Genomic DNA, 26374 nt, shown 5'->3' with positions numbered 1-26374 from the left:
ATTCACAGTCGTCAAGATGGCGTGAAGGGATTACGCAAAGGCTTAACTTTGCGGAGCGGACCGCTACGGGGTGCACATCCACGGACACAACGCGTAGTCTTCGGTCATGACCATCCTCGACGTCGTAGCCCTCGAGCCCGCGCGCCGCCGATGACCATCCGAGTTATCGGAGTCGATGCCTACGCTCTCGGCTGGGTCGGGGTCGAGCTCCGCGACGGGGCCTTCGGGCGGGCCGTCCTGGCCTCCACGCTCTACGAGATAGTCGCCGGCAGCTCCGGCGCGTCGGTGATCGGCGTGGACATCCCGCTCGGCATGCTCCCCGACACCTGGCGCGCGGCCGACACCCTCGCCGCCGACCAGCTCGGCCCCCGGCGCGGCAGCGTCTTCCGCGTGCCTCCCCGGGCCGTCTGGCAGGAGTCCGACTTCGCCGCGGCCAACCGGCTCTGCCGGGAGCTGACCGGGGCCGGGCTCAGCCGGCAGTCCTGGGCCCTGCGGCCCAAGCTGCTCGAGGCCAACGCGATCTGGGAACGCCACCCCGGCCTGCTCTTCGAGGCGCACCCCGAGGTCTCGTTCCGCACGATGGCGGGCGAGCCCCTCCAGTACGCCAAGAAGACGTGGACCGGGCAGGCCCGCCGCCGTGAGCTGCTCGCCCGCAACGGGATCGTGCTGCCCGACGGGATCGGCCCGGCCGGTCAGGCCCCGCCGGACGACATCCTGGACGCGGCCGCCGTCGCCTGGTCGGCCCATCGGATGGCGTCCGGGACGGCCCTGAGCCATCCCTCACCACCCGAGGAGAACAACGGTTCCAAGATCGCCATCTGGTATTAAGAGGACATCTCGCCCGCGATCGCGCGGGCGCGGTCCCGCGCGGCCTCAAGGGCGGTCAGGAACGCGGCGCGGACGCCGTGGATCTCGAGCTCGCGGATGGCCGCGATGGTCGTGCCGGCGGGCGAGGTGACCGCCTCGCGCAACTTGACCGGGTGCTCCCCCGAGTCGCGCAGCATGGTGGCCGAGCCGATGGCGGTTTGCACGACCAGCTCGTGTGCCACCTGACGGGGCAGTCCGAGCAGGATGCCGGCGTCGATCATCGCCTCGACCAGCAGGTAGAAGTAGGCCGGGCCGGAGCCGGAGAGCGCGGTCACCGCGTCCTGCTGCGACTCGGGCACCCGCAGCGTGCGGCCGAGCGGCTTGAAGATCTCCTCGACCACTGTCAGGTGCTCGACCGTCGCGTACGGGCCCGGGGAGATCACCGTCATCGCCTGGTCGACCAGGGCCGGCGTGTTGGTCATGACCCGCACGATCGGGATGCCACCGGGCAGGCGCTCGGCGAAGAAGCTCGTGGGCAGGCCCGCGCAGAGCGACACGACAAGCGTCTCCGGCGGCACCTTGGAGCCGAAGTCGTCGAGCAGCTTGCCCGCGTCCTGCGGCTTCACCGCGATCAGCAGCACGTCGGCCTGGGTCACCGCGGTCAGGTTGAGCACCGGGCGGATGCCGTAACGGTCGGCCAGCTCGGCCGCCCGCTCCGGGCGGCGGGTGGTGGCCAGCAGCTGCTGCGCCGGCCAGCCGGAGCGCAGCAGTCCGGAGAGGACCAGCTCGCCGAGCTTGCCCGCACCGATCACGGCCACAGTTTGCTTGGTCATTCCCGCGCCCCTCGAAGAAAGACAACTCGAAGAAAGACAAAGGGCGGCCTCTCGGCCGCCCTTTGAAAGCCGTGGATCAGCTGCCGAAGAAGACCTCGGCCTCTTCGTACCGCGACAGCGGAACGGTCTTGAGCTCGCCGGTGCCCTCGATCAGCGGCACGCGGACGATGTCGGTGCCCCGCAGCGCCATCATCTTACCGAAGTCGCCCTCGTGGACGGCGTCGATCGCCTGCAGGCCGAAGCGGGTCGCGAGCACCCGGTCGAACGCGGACGGGGTGCCGCCGCGCTGGATGTGACCGAGGACGACCGTACGGGCCTCCTTGCCGGTCTTCTCCTCGAGCTGCTCGGCCAGCCACTGGCCGATGCCGCCGAGGCGGACGTGGCCGAAGGAGTCGAGCTCCTTGCTCTGCAGCGACATCTGGCCGTCGAGCGGCTGGGCGCCCTCGGAGACGACGACGATCGGCGCGTACTCGACCTGGAAGCGCTTGGTCACGTACGTCGCGACCTGCTCCACGTCGAACGGGCGCTCGGGCAGCAGGATCACGTTGGCGCCACCGGCGAGACCGGCGTGCAGCGCGATCCAGCCCGCGTGGCGGCCCATGACCTCGACGACCAGCGTGCGGTGGTGCGACTCGGCCGTGGTGTGCAGCCGGTCGATGGCCTCCATCGCGATGTTGACCGCGGTGTCGAAGCCGAAGGTGAAGTCGGTGGCGTTGAGGTCGTTGTCGATCGTCTTGGGCACACCCACGACGTTGACGCCCAGGTCGTTCAGCTTGGTGGCGACGCCGAGGGTGTCCTCGCCGCCGATCGCCACCAGGGCGTCCACGCCCTGCTCGGCCAGGTTCGCCTTGATCTTCTCGACGCCGCCCTCGATCTTGAAGGGGTTGGTGCGCGAGGAGCCCAGGATGGTGCCGCCGCGCGGCAGGATGCCGCGGACCTCGGCGATGCCGAGCGGCTTCGTCAGACCCTCGAGCGGGCCCTTCCAGCCGTCGCGGAACCCGACGAACTCGTGACCGTAAGCGGCGACGCCCTTGCGGACCACCGCCCGGATCACCGCGTTGAGACCGGGGCAGTCGCCGCCGCCGGTGAGCACGCCGATACGCATGATTGCTCGTCCTCCCTGATTTCAGGTGCGAGTTGCACAGGCCCGTCGAGCCCCAGGGAGCGAGTGATCGGCAGCGTTGCCGGGCCCGGGGCGGGCCGCAAGCCGAACTTTAGCGGTCCGGCTCACACCGCCCCGAAGCGCCCCGCTACAGCCTGACGGTTTCGTTCTCCCCCGCGTCCGGGGTCTTTCCGGTTACGGCCGCCTTGGCGTAGCCCAGCAGAGTGACGACCTTGGAACTGTGTGCCGCCGCCCAGTACTCAGCGGTCTCCGCATGCACCTTGACCAGCGTAAGCTCCGGCGTCTCGAGTCCGTCCGGGAACCAGGCTTTGAGCGCCGGATTCCACAGTTCGCGCGCCTTCTCCGGGTCGTCGGCGCGGGTTGCCGTGCCGGACAGGGAGATCCAGTTGTTCTGCTTCTGGTCACTGAAGGCGACGTTCACCTGCGGATGCAGTCCGATCTGCTCGACCAGGTCGGATGTCGTGTAGGTGAAGAACCAGAGGTCGCCGTCGAACTCGACCTCCTGGAGCGCCATCGGGCGGCTCACGTGCTTGCCGTCGGCGGTCATGGTGGTCACCATGCAGATGCGGGCGTCCGCGATCATCTGCTTGACCTTGTCGCGCTGTTCCTGCTCGGTGTTCGTCATGATTCCGGCAGTTCCCCGCCGGGGGCGGCTCAACCGCCCATCGCCCGCCAGCGGGCCAGATTGTGCTTCGCGTCGACCAGGGCGTCGTGCCGGCCCGACATCGAGGGCAGGTGCGGGCGGCCCTGGTCGTCCCAGAGCTGGCGCAGGTCCTTGGTGAAGCGCGGGATGTCCCGCGGCAGGGCCGGCATCGCGCCCCAGAGCTGGGCCAGAGCCACGTGGTCGTAGGCGGCGAACCACGCCCACAGCTCGATCTGCTCGCTGCGGCCCTCGACCGGCTCCGTCAGGAAGGCGTACAGGTCGTCGCGGATCCGCTCGCGCGAGCGCCACGCCTTGTCGGAGGGCGAGGGGAGCTTGTCGAGGACGTTGCGGCGCACCCAGGGGATGGCCTTGCTGTCGTCGAACTCCGTGCTGATCGCGTAGAACTCGCGACCGAACTCGTCGACCACGCCGATCGAGACCAGGTCGATGGTGACCCCGTCCTCGATGAACTCGCAGTCATAGAAATAGCGGTATGGCATCGGGGGACATCCTCCACCACGATCAGCTCGGCATGGCGTCGAGGGCCGCTTTTGCACTCCGCAGGGTCTCCGGCAGGCCCAGACGTACGGCCCGGTCGGCCTGGACGGCCCAGCGCAACTTCAGAAGCACTGGCAGTACGGCGTACAGCTCGTCCGCTCCGACCGGCCCAGCCGCGGCGTAGCCGTCGATCAGCTCGGCGGCCTGGCTGAGGCCTCCGGCGTACGCGACGGCGGCGGCCACGTCGTAGACCAGCGGGCCCAGGCCGCTGGCGCCGCAGTCGAGCAGGCCGGCCCGGCCGGTGCCGGGATCGACCACGAAGACGTCCGGGGCCGGGTCGCCGTGCAGCACCCCGTACGTCAGCCGGTCGGTGACCGTGACCCGCGTGGCCGCCGTGACCGCGTCGAGGACCACGCCGCGCAGCCAGGGCTCGGCGGCCAGATGCGGGGCGTCCGGGTCGAGCAGCTGCCACGGCCGCAGGCCCGGATGGTGGAAGCCCTGCAGGGCCCGGTGGGCGGCGCCGAGCCGGTCGCCCCAGAACTGCTGGTCGATCGGGTCGGCCCCGTCCAGGCGGCGGCCGGGCACCCGGCGCAGCACGGCGAAGGCGCCGTCCGGGGTCTGCGCGGTGAGGCCGCCGGACAGCGTGCGCACCGGCTCGCCGGCCGCGATGTCGCGGCCGCGCAGGTGCTCGGCCGCGGCCAGGCCGGCCTCGACCGGCTGGCGGCAGCCGGTCTCGGAGAGCCGCACGACGTACCGCTCGGACCCGGCCGTCACCTCCCATCCGTATGACATGAGCACGTCCGGGAGGGCGGTGATCTCGGCGGGGACCAGATGCCACTGGGCCCGCAGCGTCGATTCAAGAAGCTCGTCATCCGGCACGGCGGGATTATCGGCGCAGATCTGTAAAAAACAACGGACAACCAGGGTGACGCCCCGACTACGCTCACCGTTCGCAATTGAGAGGTTTACAGATAGCGACCGGCGCGACATGATCCTATGAGGCGCTCGCGGGCACACGTGCGCAGAAATGGCGCCGGTGGGTGGCTCTGTGCTAAGAGTGATCGTTCGCGCCGGGGGGCGGCGCGATTCGGCCGCTCGCAACACACGCGGTCCCACCGGGGGAGGGATGACGCCGTGGACAATCGCATGCCGGACAACGGCGACGCGCTGACCGGCGTCGACATGTTCGCCGGACTCGAGCCGGACGTCCGTCAGCGAGTGATCGCGGCCGCTGTGCCACGGACGTACCGCAAAGGACAGATCCTCTTCGTCGAGAACGATCCGGGCGAATCGCTGATCATCCTGAGGCGCGGCGCGGTGGCCATCTTCCGCACGGCGCCGACCGGCGAGCGGGCCGTCCTGACCGTGGTGCGGCCTCCGGGCGTACTCGGGGAAGTGTCTCTTCTGGACGCCTCGACCCGCAGCACCTCGGCCGAGGCGATCGAGGACTGCCAGGCGCTGACCCTGTCGCGGGCCGCCTTCATGGACCTCGTGCACTCCAACCCGCGCATCCTCGACGCGGTCATGCGGTCGGTGGGCGCGCTGATCCGCCGGCTCACCGAGCAGAACACCGACCATGTCTTCCTCGACCTGCCCGGCCGGGTCGCCAAGACCCTGGTCCGGCTGGCCGGCGAGAGCCAGGCCCCGATGATCACCATCGAGCTCAACCAGAGTCAGCTGGCCGAGATGGCGGGCGGCTCGCGCCAGAGCGTCAACCAGGCCATCGGCTCGTTCGCGAGCCGCGGCTGGCTGCGCACCGAGGGCCGCCGCATCGTCGTCACCGACCTCCCGGCCCTACGCCGTCGCGCCGGAATGTTGAGTTAGCTGAGCTGGCTGGCCTCGCTCCGCTCGGCGGGCACTGCGCCCCACGAGGTCGGTGTCGAGGGCGCCGAAGAAGACCTCGGCTGCGCCTAGCCTTTTTCGGAGCCCTCGACACCGACGGGCGCAGTGCGACTTTGGTCGCGCTTCATCGGTGACTCGATTGAAGTCTTCAGGCTTGCCGCATATACGTCTACGTACTCGCGGCCGGAGAGGGCCATCAGCTCGTACATGATCTCGTCGGTGATGGCTCGCTCGACGAAGCGGTCGCCCTTCGACTGGGCGTAGCGGGAGAAGTCGAGCGGGGCGCCGAAGCGCATGCGTACCCGCTGGATCTTCGGAATGAGGGTGCCGGTGGGCTGGATCTCGTCGGTGTTCAGCAGCGCGACCGGCACCACCAGGGCGCCGCTCTCGAGGGCGAGCCGGGCCACACCCGTCTTGCCGCGGTAGAGCCGCCCGTCGGGTGACCGGGTGCCCTCGGGATAGATGCCCGCGATTCCGCCCTCACGCAGCACTCTCAGCAGGGTTTCCAGGGCCGCCTGGGCGGCCTTGCCACCGGAACGGTCGACCGGGATCGTCCCCGTGCCCGCGAAGAACTGCCGCATGAGCCAGCCCTTGATCCCCTTGCCGGTGAAGTATTCGGCTTTGGCGACGAAGGTCACCCTGCGATCGACGACCAGTGGTGTGAAGATCGAGTCGGAGAACGACAGGTGGTTGCAGGCCAGGATCACCGGGCCGTTACGGGGCAGGTGGGACAGGCCGCGTACGTCGGGACGGAAGAGCAACTTGAGAAGCGGCCCGAGAACCACGTACTTGAGCAGCGAGTAGAACACGGGGGTCCTTTCTCGGACGACCGGGACATCCGGGCGCAGAGGAAGCGTACGAAGCGGGACGGCGCGCCACAACGCACTCCCGCAACCGGTCCATGTCGTGTCACCATTCAAGGCACGGTCGGGGCGAGGGAGTGTTGCAGGGTGACAGCGGGTGGGGCTCGCCGCGGGCGGCGGGACAACGGTCTCGACGCGGCCGACTATGCGGCCGCGGGCGACGTGGATCCGCGCGTCGGTGAGCACCTCTTGGATGTGCTGGCCGCCGGCGGCATCGCTGCTTACCTGCAGCCGACGGCCGATCTCAATCCGATTCTTCGCGCCACCACGCTGCCCGCGCGGCCGACCGACCGGCTCTTCGTCGACCGGGCCCACCTCGACACGGCCCGCGAACATCTGCACAAGGTGACCGGCGGCGCGCTGCCCACCCCGCCCGACGACCCGACGGCCGAGCCCGACATCGAGGCCGAGTGGGCCAAGATCGTGGCCGGCTTCCACACGACGGTCGATCCGACCGCGGCGCCGTGGCCCGAGGCCGAGGGCATGGACGCGCCGCCCAAGGACAAGGAGCCGCCGCGCCTGGGCGGGCTCCAGTCGGCGGCCGACTTCTCCGGCGTCTCGCTCAACCGGCGGCGCACCGACAAGCCCGACCCGTCGGTGCTCGAGGGTCTCGACGACCTGCCCGACAACCCGGACGACGATGACGAGGACGAGCGGTACACACCGCCTCCTCCCCCGCCGCTGCCGAAGATCTCGAAATACGCGGTGTTCGGCATCCTCGGCGTGGTCGTCGGCTTCGTGCTCTTCCTCTTTCCGCGCCTGCTGCCGATCGACCGCGACTACGTGACGGTGCTGGGCTTCGCCGCGATCGTCTCGGGCGCGGTGATGTTGGTCTGGCGGCTGCGGTCCGGTGACGACGAGGACGACGACTACGACGACGGCGCTGTTGTATAGACCACCGTCCCTATAGATCGTCGGTAGTCGTCCGGTAACCTTCGGTGATGCGCCAGAGCTCGCTGGTCGTCGTCGCCAACCGTCTTCCGCTCGATGACAGCGCGGCCCCGGACGGGGCGTGCGAGTGGCGCCGAAGTCCCGGCGGCCTGGCCGGAGCGTTGCACGCGATCCTCCAGCAGACGTCGGCGACCTGGGTGGGCTGGGACGGGACGGTCGGTGAGGCCCGCCCCCTGGCCGATCTGGGCACCCTGCGCCTGCGCCCGATGGCCCTCGACGAGGACGAGACCCGCGGCTACTACGAGGGGTTCGCCAACTCGACGTTGTGGCCGCTCTACCACGACGCGGTCGAGCCGCCGGTCTTCGACCGCGGCTGGTGGGAGACGTACCGGGCGGTCAACCGCCGGTTCGCCGAGGCGGCGGCCGAGGTGGCCGAGCCCGGGGCGACGGTCTGGGTGCAGGACTATCACCTGCAGCTGGTGCCGCAGATGCTGCGGGAGCTGCGGCCCGACCTGCTGATCGGCTTCTTCATGCACGTGCCGTTCCCGCCTCCGGAGCTGTTCATGCAGCTCCCCCGCCGGGTGGAGCTGCTGCGCGGCATGCTCGGGGCCGACCTGGTCGGCTTCCAGCGCCCACAGGCGGCCCACAACGTGGCCCAGCTGGCGGCGAAGCTGCTGGGCGCGGAGGGCGCGGACGACGCGATAGTTCTCGAGGACCGGGTGGTACGCACGGGAGCGTTCCCCGTGTCGATCGATGTGACCGAGATGCGGTCGCTGTCGGCCCGTCCGTACGTCATCAATCAGGCCAAGCAGTTGCGGCACGACCTCGGGTCACCGAAGAAGGTCCTGCTCAGCGTCGACCGCCTCGACTACACGAAGGGCATCGAACATCGCCTGACGGCCTATTCGGAGTTGCTGCGCGACGGCTGGGTGAAGGTCCGCGACACGGTGATGGTGCAGGTGGCGGTGCCGAGCCGGGAGCGCGTGGAGACGTACCGGGGCCTGCGCGACCGCATCGAACGCGAGGTCGGCCGGATCAACGGCGAGTACGGACGAGTGGGCGAGCCGGCCATTCACTATCTGAACCAGCCGTTCGACCGGGCCGACCTGGCCGCCCTCTACCAGACGGCCGACGTCATGGTGGTGACACCGCTGCGCGACGGCATGAACCTGGTCGCCAAGGAGTTCGTGGCGGCCCGCCGCGACGACAGCGGAGCCTTGGTGCTGAGCGAGTTCGCCGGCGCGGCGGCCGAGCTGGAGGACGCCTTCCAGGTCAACCCGCACGACGTGGACGGCCTGAAGGAGACACTGCTGCAGGCGATGAGCGCCACCCCGTCCGACCTGGCCCGCCGGATGGCCGCGATGCGCCACTACTTGACGGTCCACGACATCCACGCGTGGGCCCAGGACTACCTGACGACACTCTCCTTCTCGAGCCAATCGAGAACAGCTTCGATCGGCTCGGCCGCGTCATCACCGAGCATCAGGTCATGGCCCATGCCCGGAAAGAGCAACGGCGCCACCCCGTAGAGAGCGGCCACACGGTCAAGCCCTTTCCGCCCCACAACACGATCATCAGGGCTCCCCGCCACGAGCACAGAGGCCCGCCCGACAACCCGGGGAACCACTTTGTCCTTGACGACCGGACAGATCAAAACCCCAGCTTTCGCCGGATAACGCCCCATCGCGTACGCCACGACGCGAGCCCCTTCATCGTGCCCCACCAACACCACACGGGCCGGCAGCGAGGCCGCCACCTGAACAACATCATGCACATGCTCGCGCAGCCCTCCACCGGGCCGCGGCACAAGAACATGCGCCGCATACCCCCGAGCCGCAGCCCGAGGCAGCCAGTGCTCAGCAAACGCCTCAGCCCCGACACCACCACGCCCAGCGCCGCCACGCCCACCCGCGCCACCACGCCCAGCGCCGCCACGCCCACCCGCGCCACCACGCCCAGCGCCGCCACGCCCACCCGCGCCACCACGCCGAGCGCCGCCACGCCCACCCGCGCCACCACGCCCAGCGCCGTCATGCCCAGCCGCACCCGCGCCGTCGCGCGTCTCGCCGCGTGGCTCATCCACGGCCTCGCTGCCACGCCCGGCTACGCCCGCGTCGCCACGCCCGGCCACGCCCGCGTCACCGCGCCCGGCCACGCCCTCGCCGCCACGCCCAGCCACGCCCTCGCCGCCGCGCCCTTCGCCGCTGCGCCCGGTCGCGCGGCCCCCAAGCCTGCCTCGGCTCCAAGGTCCGCGCATACCCCAAAGTCCGCGTCCGCCCTCACTCCCAGGCACGAAAAGGATATTTACGGATTTGTCGCTATAAGTGCCGCCGGAGAGATGTCCAGCGCTGCCAGAGACGCGTCCAGCGCTGTCGATAAAGCGACCAGCGCCGTCGACGAGGTGGCCCGGGCCACCGGCGAGGCGGCCAGCGCCATCGGCGAGGCGGCCAGCGCCATCGGCGAGGCGGTCGGTGCCATCGGCGAGGCGGTCAGTGTCGTCGGGGAAGCGGGAGAGGACCTCGCGGGCGTGTGGGGGTACGGGTGATGTCCAGTCCTTCAGGCGGATCGGGCCCATTTCGAGCATCAGGCGGGCTCCATCTCGCGCAGGAGGCCGTCGACGGCCCTGAGGTAGTCGATGTGGTCGACCTCGAACCAATGGCGGCGGGACGGCACCATGCGGCGGCGGGACCACGATGCCAAGGGGCGGGCCGACTCCTTCTGCTGCACGGCCGCCGCGAGGGCCGGGGCGTCGAGGCGCAGGCGCAGCCAGCGGGCGACTGCCACGCTCTGCCAATGTGCCAGGGGGAACAAGCCCGCGTCGGTCTGGAGCAGGCCGATCACCGCCAGGGTCGGGTGCTTGCGGGCGAAGGCGTGCAGATGCAGGTCGGGGCGGCCGGCGGGGTCGGTGTCGAGCAGTTCCGGGGCTAGGAAGTCGAAGCGCGGGCGGTAGCCGGTCGCCGTGATCACCAGGTCGGGTTCGATGTGGGAGCCGTCGGCCAGCTCGACCTTCTTCTCGTCGAACGCTGTCACGTCCGGCACCGGGGTGATCCGGCCGTGGCCCAGGTAGTACGGGAGCTGGCTGTTGACGACCGGGTGGCTCTCGTACGGCTTGTGGTCCGGTGTGGGCAGGCCGTATCTCGTCAGGTCGCCGACCGTGAGGGTCAGGATGCGGCGGTACAGCCACTGGCGTACACGCAATGGGAATTTGAATCTCGACAGACGGTCGTTGACCTGGTCGGCCGGGCGCCCCAGGACGTATTTCGGCGCCAGCCAATAACCGCGCCGGGTGGAATGCCAGACCGCCGTGGCCTGCTGGGCCGCCTCCACCGCGATGTCGCAACCGGTGTTGCCGCCGCCGATCACCAGCACCCGTTTGCCGCGGATCTGGGCCGGGTCCTTGTACGCCGCCGCATGGATCACCTGACCTCGGAAGTCGCCCGGGATCGCGGGCCGGGCGGGAGACCAGTTGTGGCCGTTGGCCACGACCAGCCCGGCGTACCGCTGAATCCTCTCCTCGGACCCGCCGCCGGTCGACCTGGTCGTCACGTCCCAGCGCCCGTCCCCCACCGGCACGGCCTCGACCACCTCGGTGCCGAACCAGACGTCGCCGGTGATCCCGAAGTGCTCGGCGTAACGCTCCAGATAGGACAGCACCTGGCTGTGGTGGGGATAGTCGGGCCATGTGTCGGGCATCGGGAAGTCGGGGAACTCGGTGAGCGGCCGCGACGAGATCAGATGGGTTCCGGAAGAGACCGGGCTGCGGTCGTGACGCCAGTTCCAGGCGCCGCCCACGGCGGTCTCGCGCTCGTAGCAGTCGACCTCGAAGCCCTGCTCACGCAGGCTTTTGACGGCGGCCAGGCCGCTGGCGCCGGCGCCCACGACGCAGATGGCGTCTCGACGGTCGGCGATCTCGGTGTCGGGCACGGCCGAGATATTGCCAGACCGATGGGCCTACTCGGAAGGCAGAACCAGGTCCGCGACGACCGGAAGATGATCACTCCCGCGACGGGCCCGGTCGTTCTCGACGATCTCGTACTTGTCGATGGCTATGTCGGGGCTGACGAACAGCCCGTCGATGCGCCGGGCGGGCACGGTGGCCGGAAAGGTGGGCCGGTTGTCGGCCGAGGTGACAAAACCGTCTTCGACCGTACGCCAGGCGCCGCCGCCCGGGCCCTCGTTGAGATCGGCCGCGGCGATCAGCGGGCCGTCGACGGCGGTGAGCGCCTCTTTCCAGAGGGCGGCCTGGGCGGGCCGCTCGGCCGGGTCGGTGGCCAGATGGGAGCCGGCCACGGTGAAGGTGCCGCCGCGCACCGACCCGCGGGCGAAGACGGCGCCGCGCAGATGACGGCCCGGGGTGAGCGGATAGCGCATCACCCACGTGTCGAGCACCCGCACCCGCAGGTTGACCAGCAGCAAATTGCCCAGGGCGGGCAGGCCGCCGGCGGCCACCACCATGCCGAGGTCGTCGGCCAGGGCGGCGCAGCGGTGCCGCCAGCGGAAGCGCCGCGGCGCCTCCTGCACGACCAGGACGTCCGGGGCGAGCTCGCGGATCAGATCGACGAGGGCGCCCCGGTCGTCCTTCAGGCCGTGAACGTTGTAGCTGATGACGCGCAGCGCGGGCCCGGTCATGAAATCAGGGACGCCGGGCCAGGTCGGCGGCGCCGAGGATGCCGGCGGTGTTGCCGCTCTCGGCGGCGTGCAGCTCGGCGACCGGGAAGCGGCCGCGCTGTTTGAGCTGGTCGCGATAGGTCGTCTGGGTGGGCGTCATGAGCAGGTCGCCGGCGTCGACGACACCGCCGCCGACGACGAGGATCTGCGGGTCGAAGCTCTGCGCGAGGTCGGCCATGGCGACGCCGAGCCAGTAGCCGATCTGGCCGAACGCGTCACGGGCGACACCGTCGCCGGCCCGCGCGGCCTCGGTGATCTGCCGCCCGGTGATCGCGAGGGGATCGCCGCCGGCCAGTTCGAGCAGCTGGGCGGCCCGCTCGGGCTCCTGCCGGGCGCCGGCTCGGGCGAACCGGACGAGGGCGTTGCCGCTGGCGTACTGCTCGAGGCAGCCCAGCCGCCCGCAACCGCAAGGGTGACCGTCGGGCACGGACTGGATGTGGCCGAGCTCGGCCGCGATGCCGTTGGCGCCGCGCCACAGCTTGCCGTTGAGGACGATGCCGCCACCGATCCCGGTCCCCACGGTGATCATCACCATGGAGTCGTCGGCGTGCCGGGCGACGCCGAAGCGGAACTCGGCCCAGGCGGCCACGTTGGCGTCGTTCTCGAGCACGGTGGGCAGGCCGACGGCCTTGCTCACGTAGTCGCGCAGCGGCTCGTCACGCCAGGCCAGGTTCGGCGCGAAGAGCACGGTCGATCCGGCGGCGTCGATCCAGGCGGCGGCGCCGATGCCGATGGCGGTGGCGTCCGGATAGGCGGCGGCAAGCTCGGCGGCGACCTCGACGATCGTGTCCCGGGTGCCGGCCGGGTCCTCGGCGGGCGTGTCCCGGCGGTTCGAAGCCAACACGGTCCCGTGCTCGTCGACCACCCCACCGGCAACCTTGGTGCCGCCGACGTCGACTCCGATGGTCAGCGTCACGCTGCCCGTCCCCTCTGTCCCATCACTCCGCGCCACCGTCGAGGGCGTCACGGGCCTCACTGTCCGAGGGCGCCTCCGCGCCCGCCACATCATGATCCACCGTCGCACTCGGCGCCACGTCGGCAACACCCGCATCCGCGGTGGCCGCGGCCCACACATCAAACCTTCGGGGTGTACGGCTTTCCCGCCCCACCCCACGCGCAGTGTCGCCGGTCTCGTTGGGACCGCGCTCACCGCCCCCACCGGCTGCCGCGCTCGCACTTGACGGGGAACCGCCGGCCGGCGCGCCCGCGCTCGGTTCCGAGCCGCCCGGCTTTGTACCCGCATTCCCGAAATCGCCAGATCCCGCGTTCGCGCTCTGCCCCGCGCCTGCGGCCTCCCGCGCGGCTGCTGCTTCCCGCGCGGCCTCGGCGTCTCGGCGGGCCCGCGCCTGCTCGGCGGCCTCGGCGACACGGCGGGCCGCCTCGGCCGCCGCCTGCTGGGCCGCTTCGCGGCGGGCCTTGAGCTCGGCCGCGTGTTCGGCCGCCGCCGCGGCCGCACTGGCCGTCGTGGCCGCCGCCCAAGCATCACCGCTCGTCGCGGCAGCATTGTCCGTCGAGGCGGCCGCCCAGGCGTCACCCGCCGTCGCGGCTGCATCGGCCGCACCGCCAGTCGCGGCAGCACCGCCAGTCGCGGCAGCACCGCCCGTCGCGGTGGCACCGCCCGTCGCGGTGGCACCGCCCGTCGCGGTGGCACCGCCCGTCGCGGTGGCACCGCTGGTCGCGGCCGCATCGCTGGTCGCGGTGGCACCGCTGGTTCCGGCCGTCGGCTGTGTGTTCGTTGCGGCGGTCCATGCCTGGTCCGCGGTGTTCCGGGCGTTCGCCGAACGGGTGGCCGACGACCACGTCTGGTCGGCGTTGCCGGGGCGGGTCTCCTTCGGGGCCGGGCGCGCCGGGGGACGGCTCCTCTCCCCCGTCATCGCGGAGACCGCGCGCATCAGATGGGCCATGCCGGTGGCGATGTCCCCGGCCCGGCTCGCCAGGCGGGCCGCTGTCACCGGGCTCGGGTCGCGCGTCGCCGCGATCGCCTGACACACCGGACATACACAGCATTCCGGGCTTCCGGTCGCCCAACGTCCTCCACCGGAAGCCGGCTTCGTCCGGGTTTGCGAACCTTCGGCGAGACCGCCCAGGTCTCCGAGGCGGTCGCCCGCCGTTCGGATCGCCGAGGCCAGTCCACTGCCGAGCCGGCCCCAGTCAGGCCCACCGCCCGAGCCACCGGCCCGCTCGCCGCCGAGACCACCTGAGCCATCGCCGGGATCGCCGGCCGAGCCGCTGCCAGAGCCGCCCGCCGACCCGCCGCTGCCAGAGCCGCCCGCCGACCCGCCGCTGCCGGAGCCGGGCGAGTCGCCGCCGCTACCGGAGCCGCCGCCTGAATTGCCGGGCGCGTCGCCGCCTGAGTCGCCGGTCACACCCGAGGCGGATTCTTGCGGGGACGCGGTGCCGCCGGGCGAGCCGACTGCGTTGGACAGGGCGGCCAGGGCCGTGGCGATCAGGCGCTCGGCCTCCTCTCGGGCGGAACCGGACATGTGGCGCTCCTCGGGTGGTGCTCTCAGCTCGGCGGGAGGCTCTCGACGCGGCGCTTGAGCTGCTTCAGCGCCGTGTCCATGATCATCTTTTCGGCCTTGCGGCGGAACATGCCGAGCATGCCGATGGAGAGCTCCACCTCAAGTGTGTACGTCACCTTGGTGGTGCCGTCGCCACCGTCGGCAAGGTCATAGGAGCCGCGCTGGGATTTCTGCGTCTTCGAGGGCTGGACCAGATGCCACTCGATGTGGGAGAGGTCGTCGGAGTACGCGTACTCCAGCGTGTAGTCGTCGGCCATCACCCCGGCGTCTATCACGAACCGGACCGTGGCCGCGTAGCCGTCCTCGTACTCCTCGAGGACCTCCACCGTCTTCATCGCCTCGGCCCACTCGGGGTAGCGCGGGAAGTCGCTGATCACCGCGGCCACGCGGTCGAGGGGCGCATGGACCTGGATCGACTGCGTCGAGGTGTCCGCCATGCACGGGAGGCTACCCGCTCGGTACGACATTCCCGGCGACGGGCCCGCGCCACGAACGGCGACGGGCCCGCGCCACGAACGGCGACGCACCCGCGCCACGAACGGCGACGCACCCGCGCCACGAGCCGCTTCGGGCCGGGGCGACTACCATCCGTCAGGTGCCGGTCCTAGCCAGCGTCTCCGCGCGCGTCCAACCGCTTGCGGTGGCCGCGCGCATCGTCATGCTCGCGCTGGTCGCGGCGCTCACCCTGATCGCCACCGGCGAGGTGCGCCAGCTCGGCTGGATAGCCCTGCTCGCCGTGGCCGCCCTGCCCGCCTTCCTCTCCCCCGATCACCGGTTGTTCGCTCCTCTCGGGCGGTTCGCCGAGGTCACGATCACGGGACTGGCCGCGGGCTCGATCGCCGCCGCGGCCGACGTGCACGGCACTTTGGACGCCGGCTTCGGCGCCGAGGTCGTACTGCCGTACCTCACTGTCCCGCTCTTGACCGCGGCCCTTCGCCGCCGCCCCACCGAGGGCGCCGCGCTGCTCGGCGTCGCGGCCGTCTCGCTGGTGGTCGGCGGCACCCTGATCGGCGAGGTCAGCCCGATCACCCAGCCGGGCTTCCTCGCGGCCGGCGGTCAGTGGCTGGTGCTCGGCGCGATCATCACGTTCGCGGCCGACACCATGCGCCAGCTGATGCAGCCCACAGAGCCGACACCGCAGCCGTACGCCGAGGCCACCCGCCTGCTCACTCAGCTGCGCAGCGTGGCCCGGTCCCTTCCCGGCGCGACCCTCGACCCGGGCGGCATCTCCGAGCACCTGCTCGAGGAGCTCCGCCTGGTCACCCCGTCCGACCGGTCGGCCGTGCTGTCGGCCAGCGGCGGCGGCCGGCTCGTGGTGCTCGCGCAGACCGGCGCCGAGCGGGTCGACTGGGAGACGACGCTCGACGCCGACTCGGCCATCGCCGACGCGTGGGCCACCCAGCAGCCGATGACCGCCAACCGGTCGCAGGCCCGCTCCGGCCGGCGTGGCGACACCTCGTCGCTGGTCGTGCCGCTGGTCGCCGGGGTGCGGACGATCGGGCTCGTCATCCTCGAGACGGATGTCGCGAATGCGTACCCCTCAAGCGTCGTCGGTGAAGTCACCTGGGTGACCGACCCCGCCGCCCTGCGGCTGGAAGCCGCCCTTCTCTTCGACGACGTGCGGTCGCTGGCCACCAATGAGGAGCGTCAGCGGCTCGCCCGTGAGATCCACGACGGGGTCGCGCAGGAGCTCGTCATGGTCGGCTACGGCATCGACAACGCGCAGGCCACCCTGCCCGAGGGCGCCGACGAGACGGCCGAGGAGCTGCGCTCGCTGCGCAGCGAGGTGACCCGCGTGATCACCGAGCTGCGGCTGAGCCTGTTCGAGCTGCGTTCCGAGGTGGACCGCAACGGCGGCCTGGCGGCCGCGATCGCCGAGTACGCCCGTACGCTCGGCACCTCGGCCGGTCTGCGGGTGCACTTCACTTTTGACGAATCGACGGCCCGGCTGCCCGCCGCGACCGAGGCCGAGTTGCTGCGGATCGCCCAGGAGGCGATCACCAACGCGCGCAAGCACGCCGGAGCCTCTAATCTGTGGGTTACCTGCACCGTCGACCCCCCGTACGCCGAGATTGAGGTATCCGACGACGGACGGGGCTTCGCGGACGACCGCCCGGACGGTCGTTATGGTCTGACCATCATGGCCGAGCGGGCGGAACGGATCCGGGGCCGACTCAAGATCACGCCGCGACACCCCAGCGGGACAACCGTTGCCGTAGTGCTCGGTTCTCCGGCCAGGCGCGATAGCGTGCGGGATAGCGTTTCCGCTCCAGAAGGGGAGTAACCCGAGCATGTCGACCAGTCCGGCGCCGACGACGCGCACCAAGGTCCTCCTTGTTGACGATCATGACTTGATTCGTAAGGGGCTGCGACACGCATTCGAGCGCGACCGTCAGTTCGAGGTCGTGGGTGAGGCGGCCACGGCCGCCGAGGCGGTCCGTCAGGCCGGTGCTCTGCAGCCGGACGTCGTGATCATGGACCTCCGCCTGCCCGACGGCAGCGGCCTCGAGGCCACCAAGGCCCTCCGCAAGAACAACGCCAACATGGGCATCGTCGTCCTCACCATGTACGCGGGTGACGACCAGCTCTTCGGCGCTCTCGAGGCGGGCGCGAGCGCGTTCGTCCCCAAGACCGCGCCGGCCGACGAGGTCGTGGCGGCCGCCCGGCACGCCGCCTCGGCGCCGAGCGCGTTCACCGCGGCCGACCTGGCCGAGGCCATGAAGCGCCGCCTCGCCCCGTCCGGCCCGCAGCTGTCCCCGCGTGAGGGTCAGGTGCTGCGCCTGCTGGCCGACGGCATGAGCGTCGCCGGCATCGCCAAGCAGCTGTTCGTCTCCGAGTCGACCGCCAAGACCCACATCTCGAAGCTGTACGAGAAGCTGGGCGCGGCCAACCGGGCGCAGGCGCTGATGACGGCGCTGCGGCTGGGCCTGCTCGAGGCTCCGGACGCGCCCAAGTTCTGATCATCTGGTCGTTTCGCATGCAGCCCGGCTCCCCGCCGGGCTTTATGCGTTTCTGGCCGTGACGCGGCGGATCGCCAGGTAGGCCTCGCAGCCCAGGCAGAGGCCGAAGGCCGCGTTGAGGAAGGCCGCGAGCAGCCCGAACGCCGTGAAGACGACGCCGAGCGCGGTCACCCCGGTGAGGTAGCCGACACTCGCGACAGCCAAAAAGCTAAATCCGACTAACTGGGCAAACCGCACGGGAGCGACCGGCTCCCGCTCCCTCGGCGGCCCGATGCGGGGCAGAACCAGGGCGCGATAGACGTACGAGTAAGGGCCGCGCCGCGGATCGGCGGCGGTGACCGCGAAGATCACCGTCTGGACGAGCGCCAGCCATCCCCATCCGGTGGCCAGCACGAGAACGAGGACAACGCTGGTCAGCGTGGCCGCGAAACGCTGGCCGCGGGGATCGAGCTCCATGCCCGGAAGCTTCGCACCCCGGGGGCCGGGTGGGCTGCGTGAGGCTCATCACCCACTGTTCCGATCAACTTTCGAGGTCGAGCAGCACCTTCCGCAGCAGGCCGTTGAGCTGGATCAACTCCTCGTGCGAGAGCGCGCCGAGCAGCTTTCGATCGCGTTTCATGCCCTCGAAGATGTACTTGCTCCAGGCGGCCCGCCCGGCCGCCGTGGGCCGGATGATCACCCGCCGCCGGTCCATGTCGTCGTGCTGCCGGGTGACCAGCTCGGCCGCCACGAGCCGGTCGAGCCGGCTGGTCATGGCGGCCCGGGTGACGGCGGCGGCCTCGGCCAGCTGGGCCGGGGTGGCCTCCACCGGCCACGGCTGGATCATCAGCACGTGCAGGGTCTTGTAGTCCTCGAAGGTGAGCTCCTTGGACTCCGCGAAGGCCGCCGAGTCGGCCCGCCGGGCCTCGCGCTGGATGTAGTTCATCCGCACCAGCGCCCCCTCGATCTCGGGCGCGAACGCCGGCTCGTCCTTCCAGAAGGCCGCCCACCGAGCCACGTGCTGGTCCACGCTGTCCCGCTCCTCCGCCATGCCGGCCATTCTGCCGCCCCGCTCTTCACCCACCCGCCGCCGGTTCCACTTCACCATCGTACGTCTAATTTTTTGATTGTGAATAGTTAGACGGTGAACTACTGTTTCGTCCCATGCGACGGATCAGTGATTTTCGGCTGCTGGTGAGCGGGCTGACGCTCTCCTGGGTCGGCAACGGCTTTCAGACGGTGGCGCTCGCCGTCGCCGTGGTCAAAGCCGGCGGTGGCCCCGGCGACCTCGGCATGGTGATGGCCGCCTCGATCGTGGCCCGGCTCGCCTGCACGCTTTTCGGCGGCGTGTGGGCCGACCGGCTCCAGCCGCAGCGGGTCATGGTCGTCTCCGACCTGGTCCGCATGGCCGCGGCGGGCGCGATGGCCGTCATGTTCTTCAGCGGCGGCTACCACCTCGCCCTGCTCTGCGCGCTCGCCGCGATCTCCACGGGCGCCGCCAGCTTCTTCGATCCGGCCTTCGGCGCGCTGCGGCCGCTGCTCGTCCCGGTCGAGAAACGCCAGTCGGCCAACGCCACCATCAGCATGCTCCAGACCGGCAGCCAGGTGGCCGGGCCCGCTCTCGGTGGCGTCACCGTGGCCGCTTTCGGCGCCTCGGCCGGCTTCACCGTCAACGCGCTCAGCTTCCTCGCCTCGACCATCGCCGCCCTGCTGCTGCGGGTCCGGGCCGAGCGCGGCCCCCGCGCCTCGATGATCAGCGAGCTGGGCGACGGCTGGCGCGAGATCCGCAAGCGCGACTGGCTGATGTTCGGCCTGTTCGGCGCGACCGTCTACCACATCGCCAACGGCGTCATCCTGGTCCTCGTGCAGGTGGTCGCCATCGAACGCCTGGGCGGCCCCTCCGCCGCCGGCTTCATCGCCGCCGCCGAAGGACTGGGCGGCGTCATCGGCGCCGCCGTCGCGTTGCGCTTCAAGCCCCGGCGCCTGCTCCGCGCGGGCTGGCTGACGCTGCTGCTCATGCCGCTCTGGGCCCTGGCGTACGTCTGGCCGGCCGAACTGATCGCCGTGATCGCCGGCGCGATCGTGGGCTACGCCGGCCTGATCTTCTTCGACGTCGCCTGGGAGACCGCCATCCAGGACCAGGTGCCGCAGCGCATGCTGGGCCGCGTCTCCTCGTGGGACTACCTGACGTCGTTCATCGCCATGCCGATCGGCAACGTCCTGGCCGGCCCGCTCTCGGCCAAGTACGGCACCTCGCCCGTCCTGACCGCCTGCGCGGCCGTCCTCTTCCTGTCGGCCGCGGCCCAGTTCCTGGTGCCCGGCACCCGCCGGCTGACCCGGCCTCGCGCCGAGCCCGCTCCGGCCGCCACGACGCCGGAGCTGGCCGAGGCCACCGGCAACTGATCAGAGCACGGCGCCCAGGGCGGCGATCAACTGCGGCTTTCCCGGTACGCCTGTAGCACGCTTGGCGACCCGGCCCTCCGCATCGAGCACGAGGAGGGTCGGGGTGCGCCAGATGCCGAGCGCCCGCACGGCGTCCAGATGGCTCTCCGCGTCGACCTCGACGTGGCGTACCCCCGGAACCATGGCGGCGACCTCGGAGCTCACCCGCCGCACGGCCCGGCAGGGGGCGCAGAACGCCGACGAGAACTGCAACAGCGTCGCCTTCGCCGCGGCCTCCACGCCCAGCGCGCGCAGCAGCTCCGGCTCCAGCCGGGCGCCTTCCGCGCTCAGGTCGGCACCCGCCTCCTCGATCACGCCCGGTTCCTCCCGCGCATCCGGCACCACTCGCCGTTCCGTCCCGCCGTTCACCGCACCAGTCTCCACAAGAAGCCCGGCCGGGGCGACGTCGCGGAAGCGGCCCTCGGTGCGCCGGCGCCACAACCCGACCGCGACGCCGATCAGCAGCACGGCCGCTACGGCTACCAGGCCTATCGAATCCATAGGACTAGCGTGCCACGGCGGGCGCCTCGAAAGCGATCAGGCCATCTGGTACGCGCTGGCCTGCAACGTGAACATCTGGGCGTAGATGCCGTCGGCCGCCATCAGCTCCTCGTGGTCGCCCTGTTCGACGACCGTGCCGTGATCGAGGACGTAGATGCGGTCGGCCTCCCGCACGCTCGCCATGCGGTGGGTGATCAGGACGACCGTGCGGCCCTCGGCCAGCTCCCGCAGGCGCTGGTAGACGTCGTGCTCGGCGCGGGCGTCGAGGTTGGCCGTGGGCTCGTCGCAGATCAGCAGGGGCGCGTCGCGGAAGAAGGCCCGGCTGACCGCGAGCCGCTGCCACTGGCCGCCCGAGAGATCGGCGCCGTCGATGAAATGGCGGGACAGCAACGTCTCGTACTGCCGGGAAAGCTCCATCACGAAGTCGTGGGCGTTGCCGGCGCCGGCGGCCGCGCGCACCTCGGGCATCGAGACGACCCGGTCGTGCCGCCCGATCGTGATGTTGGCCCGGGCCGACAGCGGCCACCTGGTCGGCTCCTGCATGACCACGGCCACCTGTTCGCGCACCGAGTCCGGATCGAGGCGCTCGGCGTCGACGCCGTCCCACAGGATCCGGCCCTGCTGCGGCCGGTGCAGCCCGGCCAGCAGCGTGGCCAGCGTCGACTTGCCCGACCCGTTCTCGCCCACCAGGGCGACCACCTCGCCGCGGCGCAGGGTCAGGCTGACATCCCGTACGGCCGGATGGTCCGCGTCCGGATAGCGGAAGGTGACCTTCTCCAGGGCGATCTCCTGGAACGACGGCGGCGCCACCCCGCCCGGCGAGGGTTCGGCCCGCGAGCGCGACAACTCGCAGAAGCCCTGGAAGTCGGCGAAGTAGAGGCCTTGGTCGAAGACCCGGTTGGCCGAGAAGGCGATCTCGCTGAGCTTGCCGATGCCCATATTGATGGCGTACGCCGCCGCGCCGCCCGCGGCCAGCTCCATGCGCCCGGTCCACAGCAACCACAGCAGGACGACGTACGCGAAGGCGGTCGCGATCGCGCTCAGGACAGTGCCGACAAGCGTGGTCCGCACCTGCCGCGACGAGATCCTGATCTCCTCGTTGGTCGAGATCGACAGCAGCCGCCGCACCTCGTCCAGCAGGAACGACCGCAGCGTGAAGGCCCTGAGCTCGGGCGCCGGCTCCCGCGCGGCGAGCAGTTCGGCCAGCATGCGCTGCCGGCGCCACACCGCGATGAGCCGCAGCACCCGCCGGTAGCCGAGCCGGGCCGACCGCACCGCCGCCCACCCGATCGGCACCACGGCCAGCACGAGCAGCGGCAGCAGGATCGGGTGCAGCACAGCCAGCACGCCGGCCGCGGCGGTCAGCGCGATCACGTTGGTGGCGAGCTCGATGGCCCGGTCGACGAGCTGCTCGGCGGCCGAGATGCCGCGGTCGCGGGCCCGTTCCATGGCGTCACGCCAGTCAGCATCGTCGAAGGTGGACAGATCGACCCGCGTGGTGAGCGTCAGCAGCCGCATCTCGGCCGCCTCATAGACCTTCGGCGACAGCCGCCCGTTGGCGGCGGCCGCCGCCGAGGTCAGCGCGCCGCGGGCGGCCGCCGCCCCGACGACCAGGAGCAACGAGGGCACGGCGGCGCGCACCCGGTCCGGGGTGGGCACGTCCTGCAGCAGCCCGTCGAAGACGCCGACCACGCTGATCAGCCCGACCGCGCTGGCCACACCGGCCGCGAGCTGCAGGACGACGAGCGCCGTGGTGGTGCGCCGATCGGCCCGCCACGCCAGAAGCCAGGCTTCCCGCAGCAGCCTCGGCAGTCGTTTGAGCATCTGCCAGAACGAGGTGTTGGCCGCCTCTTCGGTGCTGGTCAGCCAGTAGGGCAGCGAGAGCTCACCATCTTCGAACTCGGTCTGCACATCAGCGTCGGCGGTACCCTTGGTCGCGTTGCCGTGTTCCTGGCCGGAGTCGGCGTCCCGCATAGAAGCTCCATCTCGGACGTCCCTCAGCACAGGCTCCGCGTCCGCGACCGGGCACGCGCAACGCACGGACGGCACGCCGCGACGCACCGGAAGCCCTCCGCCTTTCCTACGCCGCTCCCCCGATCCACGTCTGTACGATCACGGACAGTGATCAGTTCACTCACGCTCCCGTGAACGGGAACCCCAGGTCGCTCTCCCCCGTCCCACTCCCACTTGATCATCTCGAGGAGCGGGGGAACCATGCCGGGTGTACGCCCGTTGGCCGCCACCATCGCAGCCTTGCTGCTCACAGCAGGCGGCTCACAGCCCTCGCCATCCGATTCCCCGCCGCGGTTGTCGCCGTCGCAGCCACCGCGCTTATCGCTGCTTTCAACGCCGCCGACCTCGCCGCTTTCAACGCCGCCGACCTCGCCGCTTTCAACGCCGCCGCCCTCGCCGGCGGGGATCGCTCAGGCGGCGGTTCCGGCACTGCCGTCCGGGTGGCGCTGGGAGTCGTACGGCGGCATCGAGGTCGGCGTCCCCGCCACCTGGGGCTGGGCCGACAGCGGCCTGCGCCTGGACGCCTGGTGCATCGACCCCGGCCCCGGCCACCCACCGGCCGTGGCCCGCCCCGGCGGCGCGGTCCCCGCGATCGGTTGCCCGGACGGCGGAAAGCTGCTCAAGAACACCGGCGAGGTGGTCGGCCTGGCCCACGCCCTGTCCCCCGACGGCATCGACCAGAAGGACGACCGAACCACGGTCCGCCAGGCCGGCGTCGAGATCATCGTGCAGGCCCCGCGCCCTCTACGAGACCGCATCGTCGCCACCATCCATCGCGTCACGATCGACAGCTCCGGCTGCCCCACCAGCCACCCGATCAGCCGCCACCCGCCCCTACGCCCGCACCCACCCACCGCCGTCACCGCACTGCGCACCGTCACCGCGATCGCCGCCTGCCGCTACGAGCTCCACGATCTCAACGACACTTCCCGCTCACAGCCCGACTCCAGCCCGCAGCCCGACTCCAGCCCGCAGCCCAACTCCAGCCCGCAGCCCGGCCTCGACCCGCACCCCGGCTCCGGCCTCGGTCCCCGAGCCGCCACCGCGACCGGAGCGGGGCTGATCTCGAGCCTCCGCCTGGAGGGCGACGCCGCCTCCCAGGCCATCCAGCAGATCGCCCACTCCTCCATCGGCGGCGGCCCCGATCATCCCGAGGAGTGCGCGCCGGAGGTCGCCTACGGAGACGAGGCGATCGTCCTCATCGCACAGAGCGCGGCCGGCCGGTCCGGAATCTTTCTGCGCTACTCCGGCTGTGTGGGCAACGGCTTCGACGACGGCGCCCAGGTTCGTCGCCTCTTCAAGGACACCCCCTTCGTCACCGGGCCGAACACCGCCGAGCTGCCCGGCTGACCACCGTGGTGGTCAGGCCTGGCCGAGGAGGTGGGTCAAGCGGGCCGACTGCGACTCCCAGCGCCACTCCTGCTCGACCCACGCCCGGCCCGCCTGGCCCATCTTGCGGGCCAGGGGCTCGTCGGTCAGGAGCTCGGTCAAGCGGGCGGCCAGGGCCGGCACATCACGGCCGCCGACCACATAGCCGGTTTCGCCCTCCCGTACGGCGTCGGGGGCGCCTCCCGAGTCGCCACCCACCACCGGGAGGCCCATGGCCGAGGCCTCCAGGTAGACGATGCCCAGGCCCTCCACGTCCAGGCCGGCGGCCCGGGTGCGGCACGGCATCGAGTACACGTCGCCGGCCGCGTAGTGGGCCGGCAGCTCGGGCCACGGGACCGAGCCGGTGAAGACGACGCTGTCGGCCACGCCGAGGTCGCGGGCCAGGCGTTCCAGCCTCGGGCGGGACGGGCCGCCGCTCACCAGCAGCAGCGCCGCGTCGGGGACCCGGCGGCGGACCGCCGGGAGGGCCTTGATCAGGCTGTCCTGGCCCTTGCGGGGGACCAGGCGGGACACGCAGACGATCACGGGGCGGCCAGTCAGGCCGTGGCGGGCCCGGACCTCGCTGCCGTCGACGCCGGGGTGGAACGTGTCGACGTCGACACCGGGGGCCAGGCGCTCCAGGTCGGTCAGGCCGTGCAGGGCCTTGTCGAGGCGGCCGCGCTGGTATTCGCCCAGGTAGGTGATCACGTCGTTGCCCCGGGCTATGCGGCGCAGCAGCTGGCGGGCGCCGGGCAGGGCGGCCCAGCCGGTCTCGTGGCCGTGGGTGAGGGCCACCGCCCGTTCGATGCCGGCGGTGCGGCGCAGGCCGTCGGCGAGCAGGCCCAGCGGGGCCGCGGCGCCGAACCAGACGCGGTCGCAGTCGTGGGCGCGGGCGATCTCGGCCGCGCGCTTGGCGACGGCGCGGGTCGGCAGCAGGACGGTGGTCTTCTCGCGGATCACCTCGAACGGCTGCTCGGCGTCGAACTTCTCGGCGCCCCGCCACGATGAGGCGTAGACAACCAGGGAGCCGGCCGGCTGGCGGACGGCCAGGTTGTGCACGAACTGCTGGATGCCGCCGGGGCGGGGCGGGAAGTCGTTCGTGATCAGCAGGGTGCGGGACATCAGCGCTCACCCCGGGCGTACGCGCGGGCCGCGGCCATGCGCTCCACGGTGGACGGATGTGAGGCGAACAAGGTGTGCTCCCAGGCGGGCGGGTCGGGGTCGGACAGGTTGACCGTGCCGAGGCGGCGCTGCATGGCCTCGAAGGTGGCCGCGTCGGCGGTCAGGTCGAGCGCGTGGGTGTCGGCCCGGGCCTCGACCCGGCGGCTGACGAACGCCTGGGCCGGGCCGGAGACGAGGCCGGCCAGCGTGACCATGGCGAGCAGCAGGGCGATGGCGCGCGGCTCGCCGATCGAGTCGACGCCGGCCCGGTCGAGCAGCCACTGCCAGGAGCCGAGCAGGTAGAGCGCGATCACCGCCACGGCCGCGCCCAGCGCGCCCAGGATCGTTCCCATGAGCACGTCGCCGTCCTTGGCGTGGCCGAGCTCGTGCGCGGTCACCGAGACGACCTCGTCCGGCGTGGCCTCGGTCAGCATCGTGTCGTAGACGACGATCCGGCGGGTCGGGCCGATGCCGGAGACGTACGCGTTCACCGCTTTCGTCCGCCGCGACGCGTCGGCCACCAGCACGTCCTTCACCGGCACGCCGTCGCGCTCGGCCAACTGCATCAGGGACGTACGCAGCGGGCCGTCGGCCATCGGGGTGAACTTGTTGAAGACCGGCTCGACCAGCACCGGCAGGACGAACGACAGCAGCACGACCAGCCCGGCCGCGCCGACCGCCCCGATCGCCCACCACCAGCGCGGCGCGAAGTGGGTCACCGCGAAGAACCCGGCCAGCGCCAGCCCGCCGATCACCGCGCCGACCGCCCACGACTTGAGCAGGTCGACCGTCCACGCGCCCCAGGTCTGGGTCGAGATGCCATATTCCACCAGGACGGAACGCCGCCAGGCGGCGAACGGCAGCGTGACGATCTCGGCCACCAGCACCACCGCGAAGCCGCCGAGCACGGCCTGGGCCAGCCAGTGGCCGCCGAACGGCCGGCCGGCCTGGGTCACGATCCACGCGCCGAGCGGCGTGAGGCCGAGCACCAGCGCGACGATCAGGCCGATCGCCATCGACCCGTACGAGCCCGGGCGAAGCGCCGAATGGAACGCGCGGGACCGCACGACCTGGCCGGAGGGGAACGAATCGAGCGCGGAAAGCTGATCGGCCCTGGGCGCCGGCGCCCGGTGCCACGGGATCGTCAGGGCGGCGACGACGGCCAGGCCGGCGAGCAGCGCCAGAAGGGCGAGGAAAGCCCAGAGCCGCATCGCGTGACCTCCCTGACGAAAGAAAAGCCCATCTTAGAGAGACGAACGA

26 protein-coding genes and 1 pseudogene are annotated in these 26374 nt (G+C 71.3%); 8 read left to right on the top strand and 19 right to left on the bottom strand.

Annotated elements, in window-relative coordinates:
• The first annotated feature begins 150 nt into the window (after nucleotides 1-150).
• The gene (locus ACFY36_RS37115; RefSeq protein ID WP_499750559.1) at nucleotides 151-828 is read left to right on the top strand and encodes a DUF429 domain-containing protein; all 678 of its coding nucleotides are present in this window, start codon (nucleotides 151-153) and stop codon (nucleotides 826-828) included.
• Here ACFY36_RS37115 and proC read toward each other — a convergent pair.
• The 5 genes from proC to ACFY36_RS37090 all read right to left on the bottom strand — a co-directional run bounded on the left by proC (nucleotide 825) and on the right by ACFY36_RS37090 (nucleotide 4783).
• Nucleotides 825-1640 (bottom strand): pyrroline-5-carboxylate reductase, encoded by an 816-nt coding sequence (gene proC, locus ACFY36_RS37110; protein WP_499750558.1) that lies wholly within the window; start codon nucleotides 1638-1640, stop codon nucleotides 825-827. The genes ACFY36_RS37115 and proC overlap by 4 nt on opposite strands.
• Nucleotides 1641-1716: 76 nt before the next feature.
• Nucleotides 1717-2745 carry a 6-phosphofructokinase gene (locus ACFY36_RS37105; RefSeq protein ID WP_499750557.1) on the bottom strand — a complete coding sequence of 343 codons (1029 nt, stop codon included), beginning with the start codon at nucleotides 2743-2745 and terminating at the stop codon, nucleotides 1717-1719.
• A 145-nt stretch (nucleotides 2746-2890) separates the two neighbouring features.
• A complete protein-coding gene (locus ACFY36_RS37100; RefSeq protein WP_499750556.1) occupies nucleotides 2891-3388 on the bottom strand; it encodes a pyridoxamine 5'-phosphate oxidase family protein in 498 nt (165 codons plus the stop codon).
• Nucleotides 3389-3417: 29 nt separating this feature from the next.
• Entirely contained in the window at nucleotides 3418-3906 is a 489-nt protein-coding gene (locus ACFY36_RS37095) for a polyadenylate-specific 3'-exoribonuclease AS (RefSeq protein ID WP_499750555.1), read from the bottom strand.
• A gap of 22 nt (nucleotides 3907-3928) precedes the next feature.
• On the bottom strand, nucleotides 3929-4783 hold the full coding sequence (locus tag ACFY36_RS37090; RefSeq protein ID WP_499750554.1) for a phosphotransferase enzyme family protein: 855 nt from the start codon (nucleotides 4781-4783) through the stop codon (nucleotides 3929-3931).
• A 267-nt stretch (nucleotides 4784-5050) separates the two neighbouring features.
• Between ACFY36_RS37090 and ACFY36_RS37085 the strand changes: the two genes are divergently transcribed.
• A complete protein-coding gene (locus ACFY36_RS37085; protein WP_498700876.1) occupies nucleotides 5051-5728 on the top strand; it encodes a Crp/Fnr family transcriptional regulator in 678 nt (225 codons plus the stop codon).
• 86 nt (nucleotides 5729-5814) lie between these two features.
• Here ACFY36_RS37085 and ACFY36_RS37080 read toward each other — a convergent pair whose 3' ends face one another.
• The gene (locus tag ACFY36_RS37080) at nucleotides 5815-6555 is read right to left on the bottom strand and encodes a lysophospholipid acyltransferase family protein (RefSeq protein WP_499750553.1); all 741 of its coding nucleotides are present in this window, start codon (nucleotides 6553-6555) and stop codon (nucleotides 5815-5817) included.
• 141 nt (nucleotides 6556-6696) lie between these two features.
• Between ACFY36_RS37080 and ACFY36_RS37075 the strand changes: the two genes are divergently transcribed.
• Entirely contained in the window at nucleotides 6697-7503 is an 807-nt protein-coding gene (locus ACFY36_RS37075) for a DUF308 domain-containing protein (RefSeq protein WP_499750552.1), read from the top strand.
• Nucleotides 7504-7550: 47 nt separating this feature from the next.
• On the top strand, nucleotides 7551-9029 hold the full coding sequence (locus ACFY36_RS37070; RefSeq protein ID WP_499750551.1) for an alpha,alpha-trehalose-phosphate synthase (UDP-forming): 1479 nt from the start codon (nucleotides 7551-7553) through the stop codon (nucleotides 9027-9029).
• Between the two features lie 121 nt (nucleotides 9030-9150).
• Here the strand turns inward: ACFY36_RS37070 and ACFY36_RS37065 are convergent, their stop codons facing one another.
• The 7 genes and pseudogenes from ACFY36_RS37065 to ACFY36_RS37035 form a co-directional block, all read right to left on the bottom strand.
• Nucleotides 9151-9579, bottom strand: a complete 429-nt coding sequence (locus ACFY36_RS37065; protein ID WP_499750636.1) for a hypothetical protein — start codon at nucleotides 9577-9579, stop codon at nucleotides 9151-9153.
• A gap of 367 nt (nucleotides 9580-9946) precedes the next feature.
• A pseudogene (locus tag ACFY36_RS37060) lies at nucleotides 9947-10075 on the bottom strand (hypothetical protein); the annotation flags it as partial.
• Nucleotides 10076-10083: 8 nt separating this feature from the next.
• The gene (locus tag ACFY36_RS37055) at nucleotides 10084-11424 is read right to left on the bottom strand and encodes a flavin-containing monooxygenase (RefSeq protein ID WP_499750550.1); all 1341 of its coding nucleotides are present in this window, start codon (nucleotides 11422-11424) and stop codon (nucleotides 10084-10086) included.
• A gap of 27 nt (nucleotides 11425-11451) precedes the next feature.
• The gene (locus ACFY36_RS37050) at nucleotides 11452-12129 is read right to left on the bottom strand and encodes an endonuclease/exonuclease/phosphatase family protein (RefSeq protein WP_499750549.1); all 678 of its coding nucleotides are present in this window, start codon (nucleotides 12127-12129) and stop codon (nucleotides 11452-11454) included.
• A 4-nt stretch (nucleotides 12130-12133) separates the two neighbouring features.
• Entirely contained in the window at nucleotides 12134-13084 is a 951-nt protein-coding gene (locus tag ACFY36_RS37045) for an ROK family glucokinase (RefSeq protein ID WP_499750548.1), read from the bottom strand.
• A 22-nt stretch (nucleotides 13085-13106) separates the two neighbouring features.
• Nucleotides 13107-14651 carry a hypothetical protein gene (locus ACFY36_RS37040; RefSeq protein WP_499750547.1) on the bottom strand — a complete coding sequence of 515 codons (1545 nt, stop codon included), beginning with the start codon at nucleotides 14649-14651 and terminating at the stop codon, nucleotides 13107-13109.
• A gap of 23 nt (nucleotides 14652-14674) precedes the next feature.
• Nucleotides 14675-15127 (bottom strand): SRPBCC family protein, encoded by a 453-nt coding sequence (locus ACFY36_RS37035; RefSeq protein ID WP_499750546.1) that lies wholly within the window; start codon nucleotides 15125-15127, stop codon nucleotides 14675-14677.
• A gap of 158 nt (nucleotides 15128-15285) precedes the next feature.
• Here ACFY36_RS37035 and ACFY36_RS37030 point away from each other — a divergent pair, with 158 nt between their 5' ends.
• The gene (locus ACFY36_RS37030) at nucleotides 15286-16974 is read left to right on the top strand and encodes a sensor histidine kinase (RefSeq protein ID WP_499750545.1); all 1689 of its coding nucleotides are present in this window, start codon (nucleotides 15286-15288) and stop codon (nucleotides 16972-16974) included.
• Nucleotides 16975-16981: 7 nt separating this feature from the next.
• Nucleotides 16982-17650, top strand: coding sequence for a response regulator transcription factor (locus tag ACFY36_RS37025; protein WP_020512124.1), 669 nt, complete (start codon nucleotides 16982-16984; stop codon nucleotides 17648-17650).
• Nucleotides 17651-17692: 42 nt separating this feature from the next.
• Here the strand turns inward: ACFY36_RS37025 and ACFY36_RS37020 are convergent, their stop codons facing one another.
• Together ACFY36_RS37020 and ACFY36_RS37015 are read right to left on the bottom strand one after the other, a co-directional pair.
• Nucleotides 17693-18106 (bottom strand): DUF4395 domain-containing protein, encoded by a 414-nt coding sequence (locus ACFY36_RS37020; protein WP_499750544.1) that lies wholly within the window; start codon nucleotides 18104-18106, stop codon nucleotides 17693-17695.
• Nucleotides 18107-18170: 64 nt separating this feature from the next.
• Nucleotides 18171-18680 (bottom strand): MarR family winged helix-turn-helix transcriptional regulator, encoded by a 510-nt coding sequence (locus tag ACFY36_RS37015; RefSeq protein ID WP_499750543.1) that lies wholly within the window; start codon nucleotides 18678-18680, stop codon nucleotides 18171-18173.
• Between the two features lie 113 nt (nucleotides 18681-18793).
• Here ACFY36_RS37015 and ACFY36_RS37010 point away from each other — a divergent pair, with 113 nt between their 5' ends.
• Entirely contained in the window at nucleotides 18794-20032 is a 1239-nt protein-coding gene (locus tag ACFY36_RS37010) for an MFS transporter (protein ID WP_499750542.1), read from the top strand.
• Here the strand turns inward: ACFY36_RS37010 and ACFY36_RS37005 are convergent, their stop codons facing one another.
• Together ACFY36_RS37005 and ACFY36_RS37000 are read right to left on the bottom strand one after the other, a co-directional pair.
• On the bottom strand, nucleotides 20033-20572 hold the full coding sequence (locus ACFY36_RS37005) for a TlpA family protein disulfide reductase (RefSeq protein ID WP_499750541.1): 540 nt from the start codon (nucleotides 20570-20572) through the stop codon (nucleotides 20033-20035).
• Nucleotides 20573-20608: 36 nt separating this feature from the next.
• On the bottom strand, nucleotides 20609-22546 hold the full coding sequence (locus tag ACFY36_RS37000) for an ABC transporter ATP-binding protein (protein ID WP_499750540.1): 1938 nt from the start codon (nucleotides 22544-22546) through the stop codon (nucleotides 20609-20611).
• A 279-nt stretch (nucleotides 22547-22825) separates the two neighbouring features.
• Here ACFY36_RS37000 and ACFY36_RS36995 point away from each other — a divergent pair, with 279 nt between their 5' ends.
• Nucleotides 22826-23935: a hypothetical protein gene (locus ACFY36_RS36995; protein WP_499750539.1), complete on the top strand. Its 1110-nt coding sequence runs from the start codon at nucleotides 22826-22828 to the stop codon at nucleotides 23933-23935.
• 12 nt (nucleotides 23936-23947) lie between these two features.
• On the opposite strand, the gene ACFY36_RS36990 is transcribed toward ACFY36_RS36995, so the two are convergent.
• Both ACFY36_RS36990 and ACFY36_RS36985 read right to left on the bottom strand, forming a co-directional pair.
• A complete protein-coding gene (locus ACFY36_RS36990) occupies nucleotides 23948-25075 on the bottom strand; it encodes a glycosyltransferase family 4 protein (RefSeq protein ID WP_499750538.1) in 1128 nt (375 codons plus the stop codon).
• A complete protein-coding gene (locus ACFY36_RS36985) occupies nucleotides 25075-26325 on the bottom strand; it encodes a M48 family metallopeptidase (RefSeq protein WP_499750537.1) in 1251 nt (416 codons plus the stop codon). Before ACFY36_RS36985 ends, ACFY36_RS36990 begins: the two co-directional genes overlap by 1 nt.
• Nucleotides 26326-26374: the final 49 nt, after the last annotated feature.

Source organism: Actinoplanes sp. NPDC000266 (assembly GCF_042899005.1).
Classification (GTDB): Bacteria; Actinomycetota; Actinomycetes; order Mycobacteriales; family Micromonosporaceae; genus Actinoplanes.
This window is presented reverse-complemented; position numbering and strand designations above follow the sequence as displayed.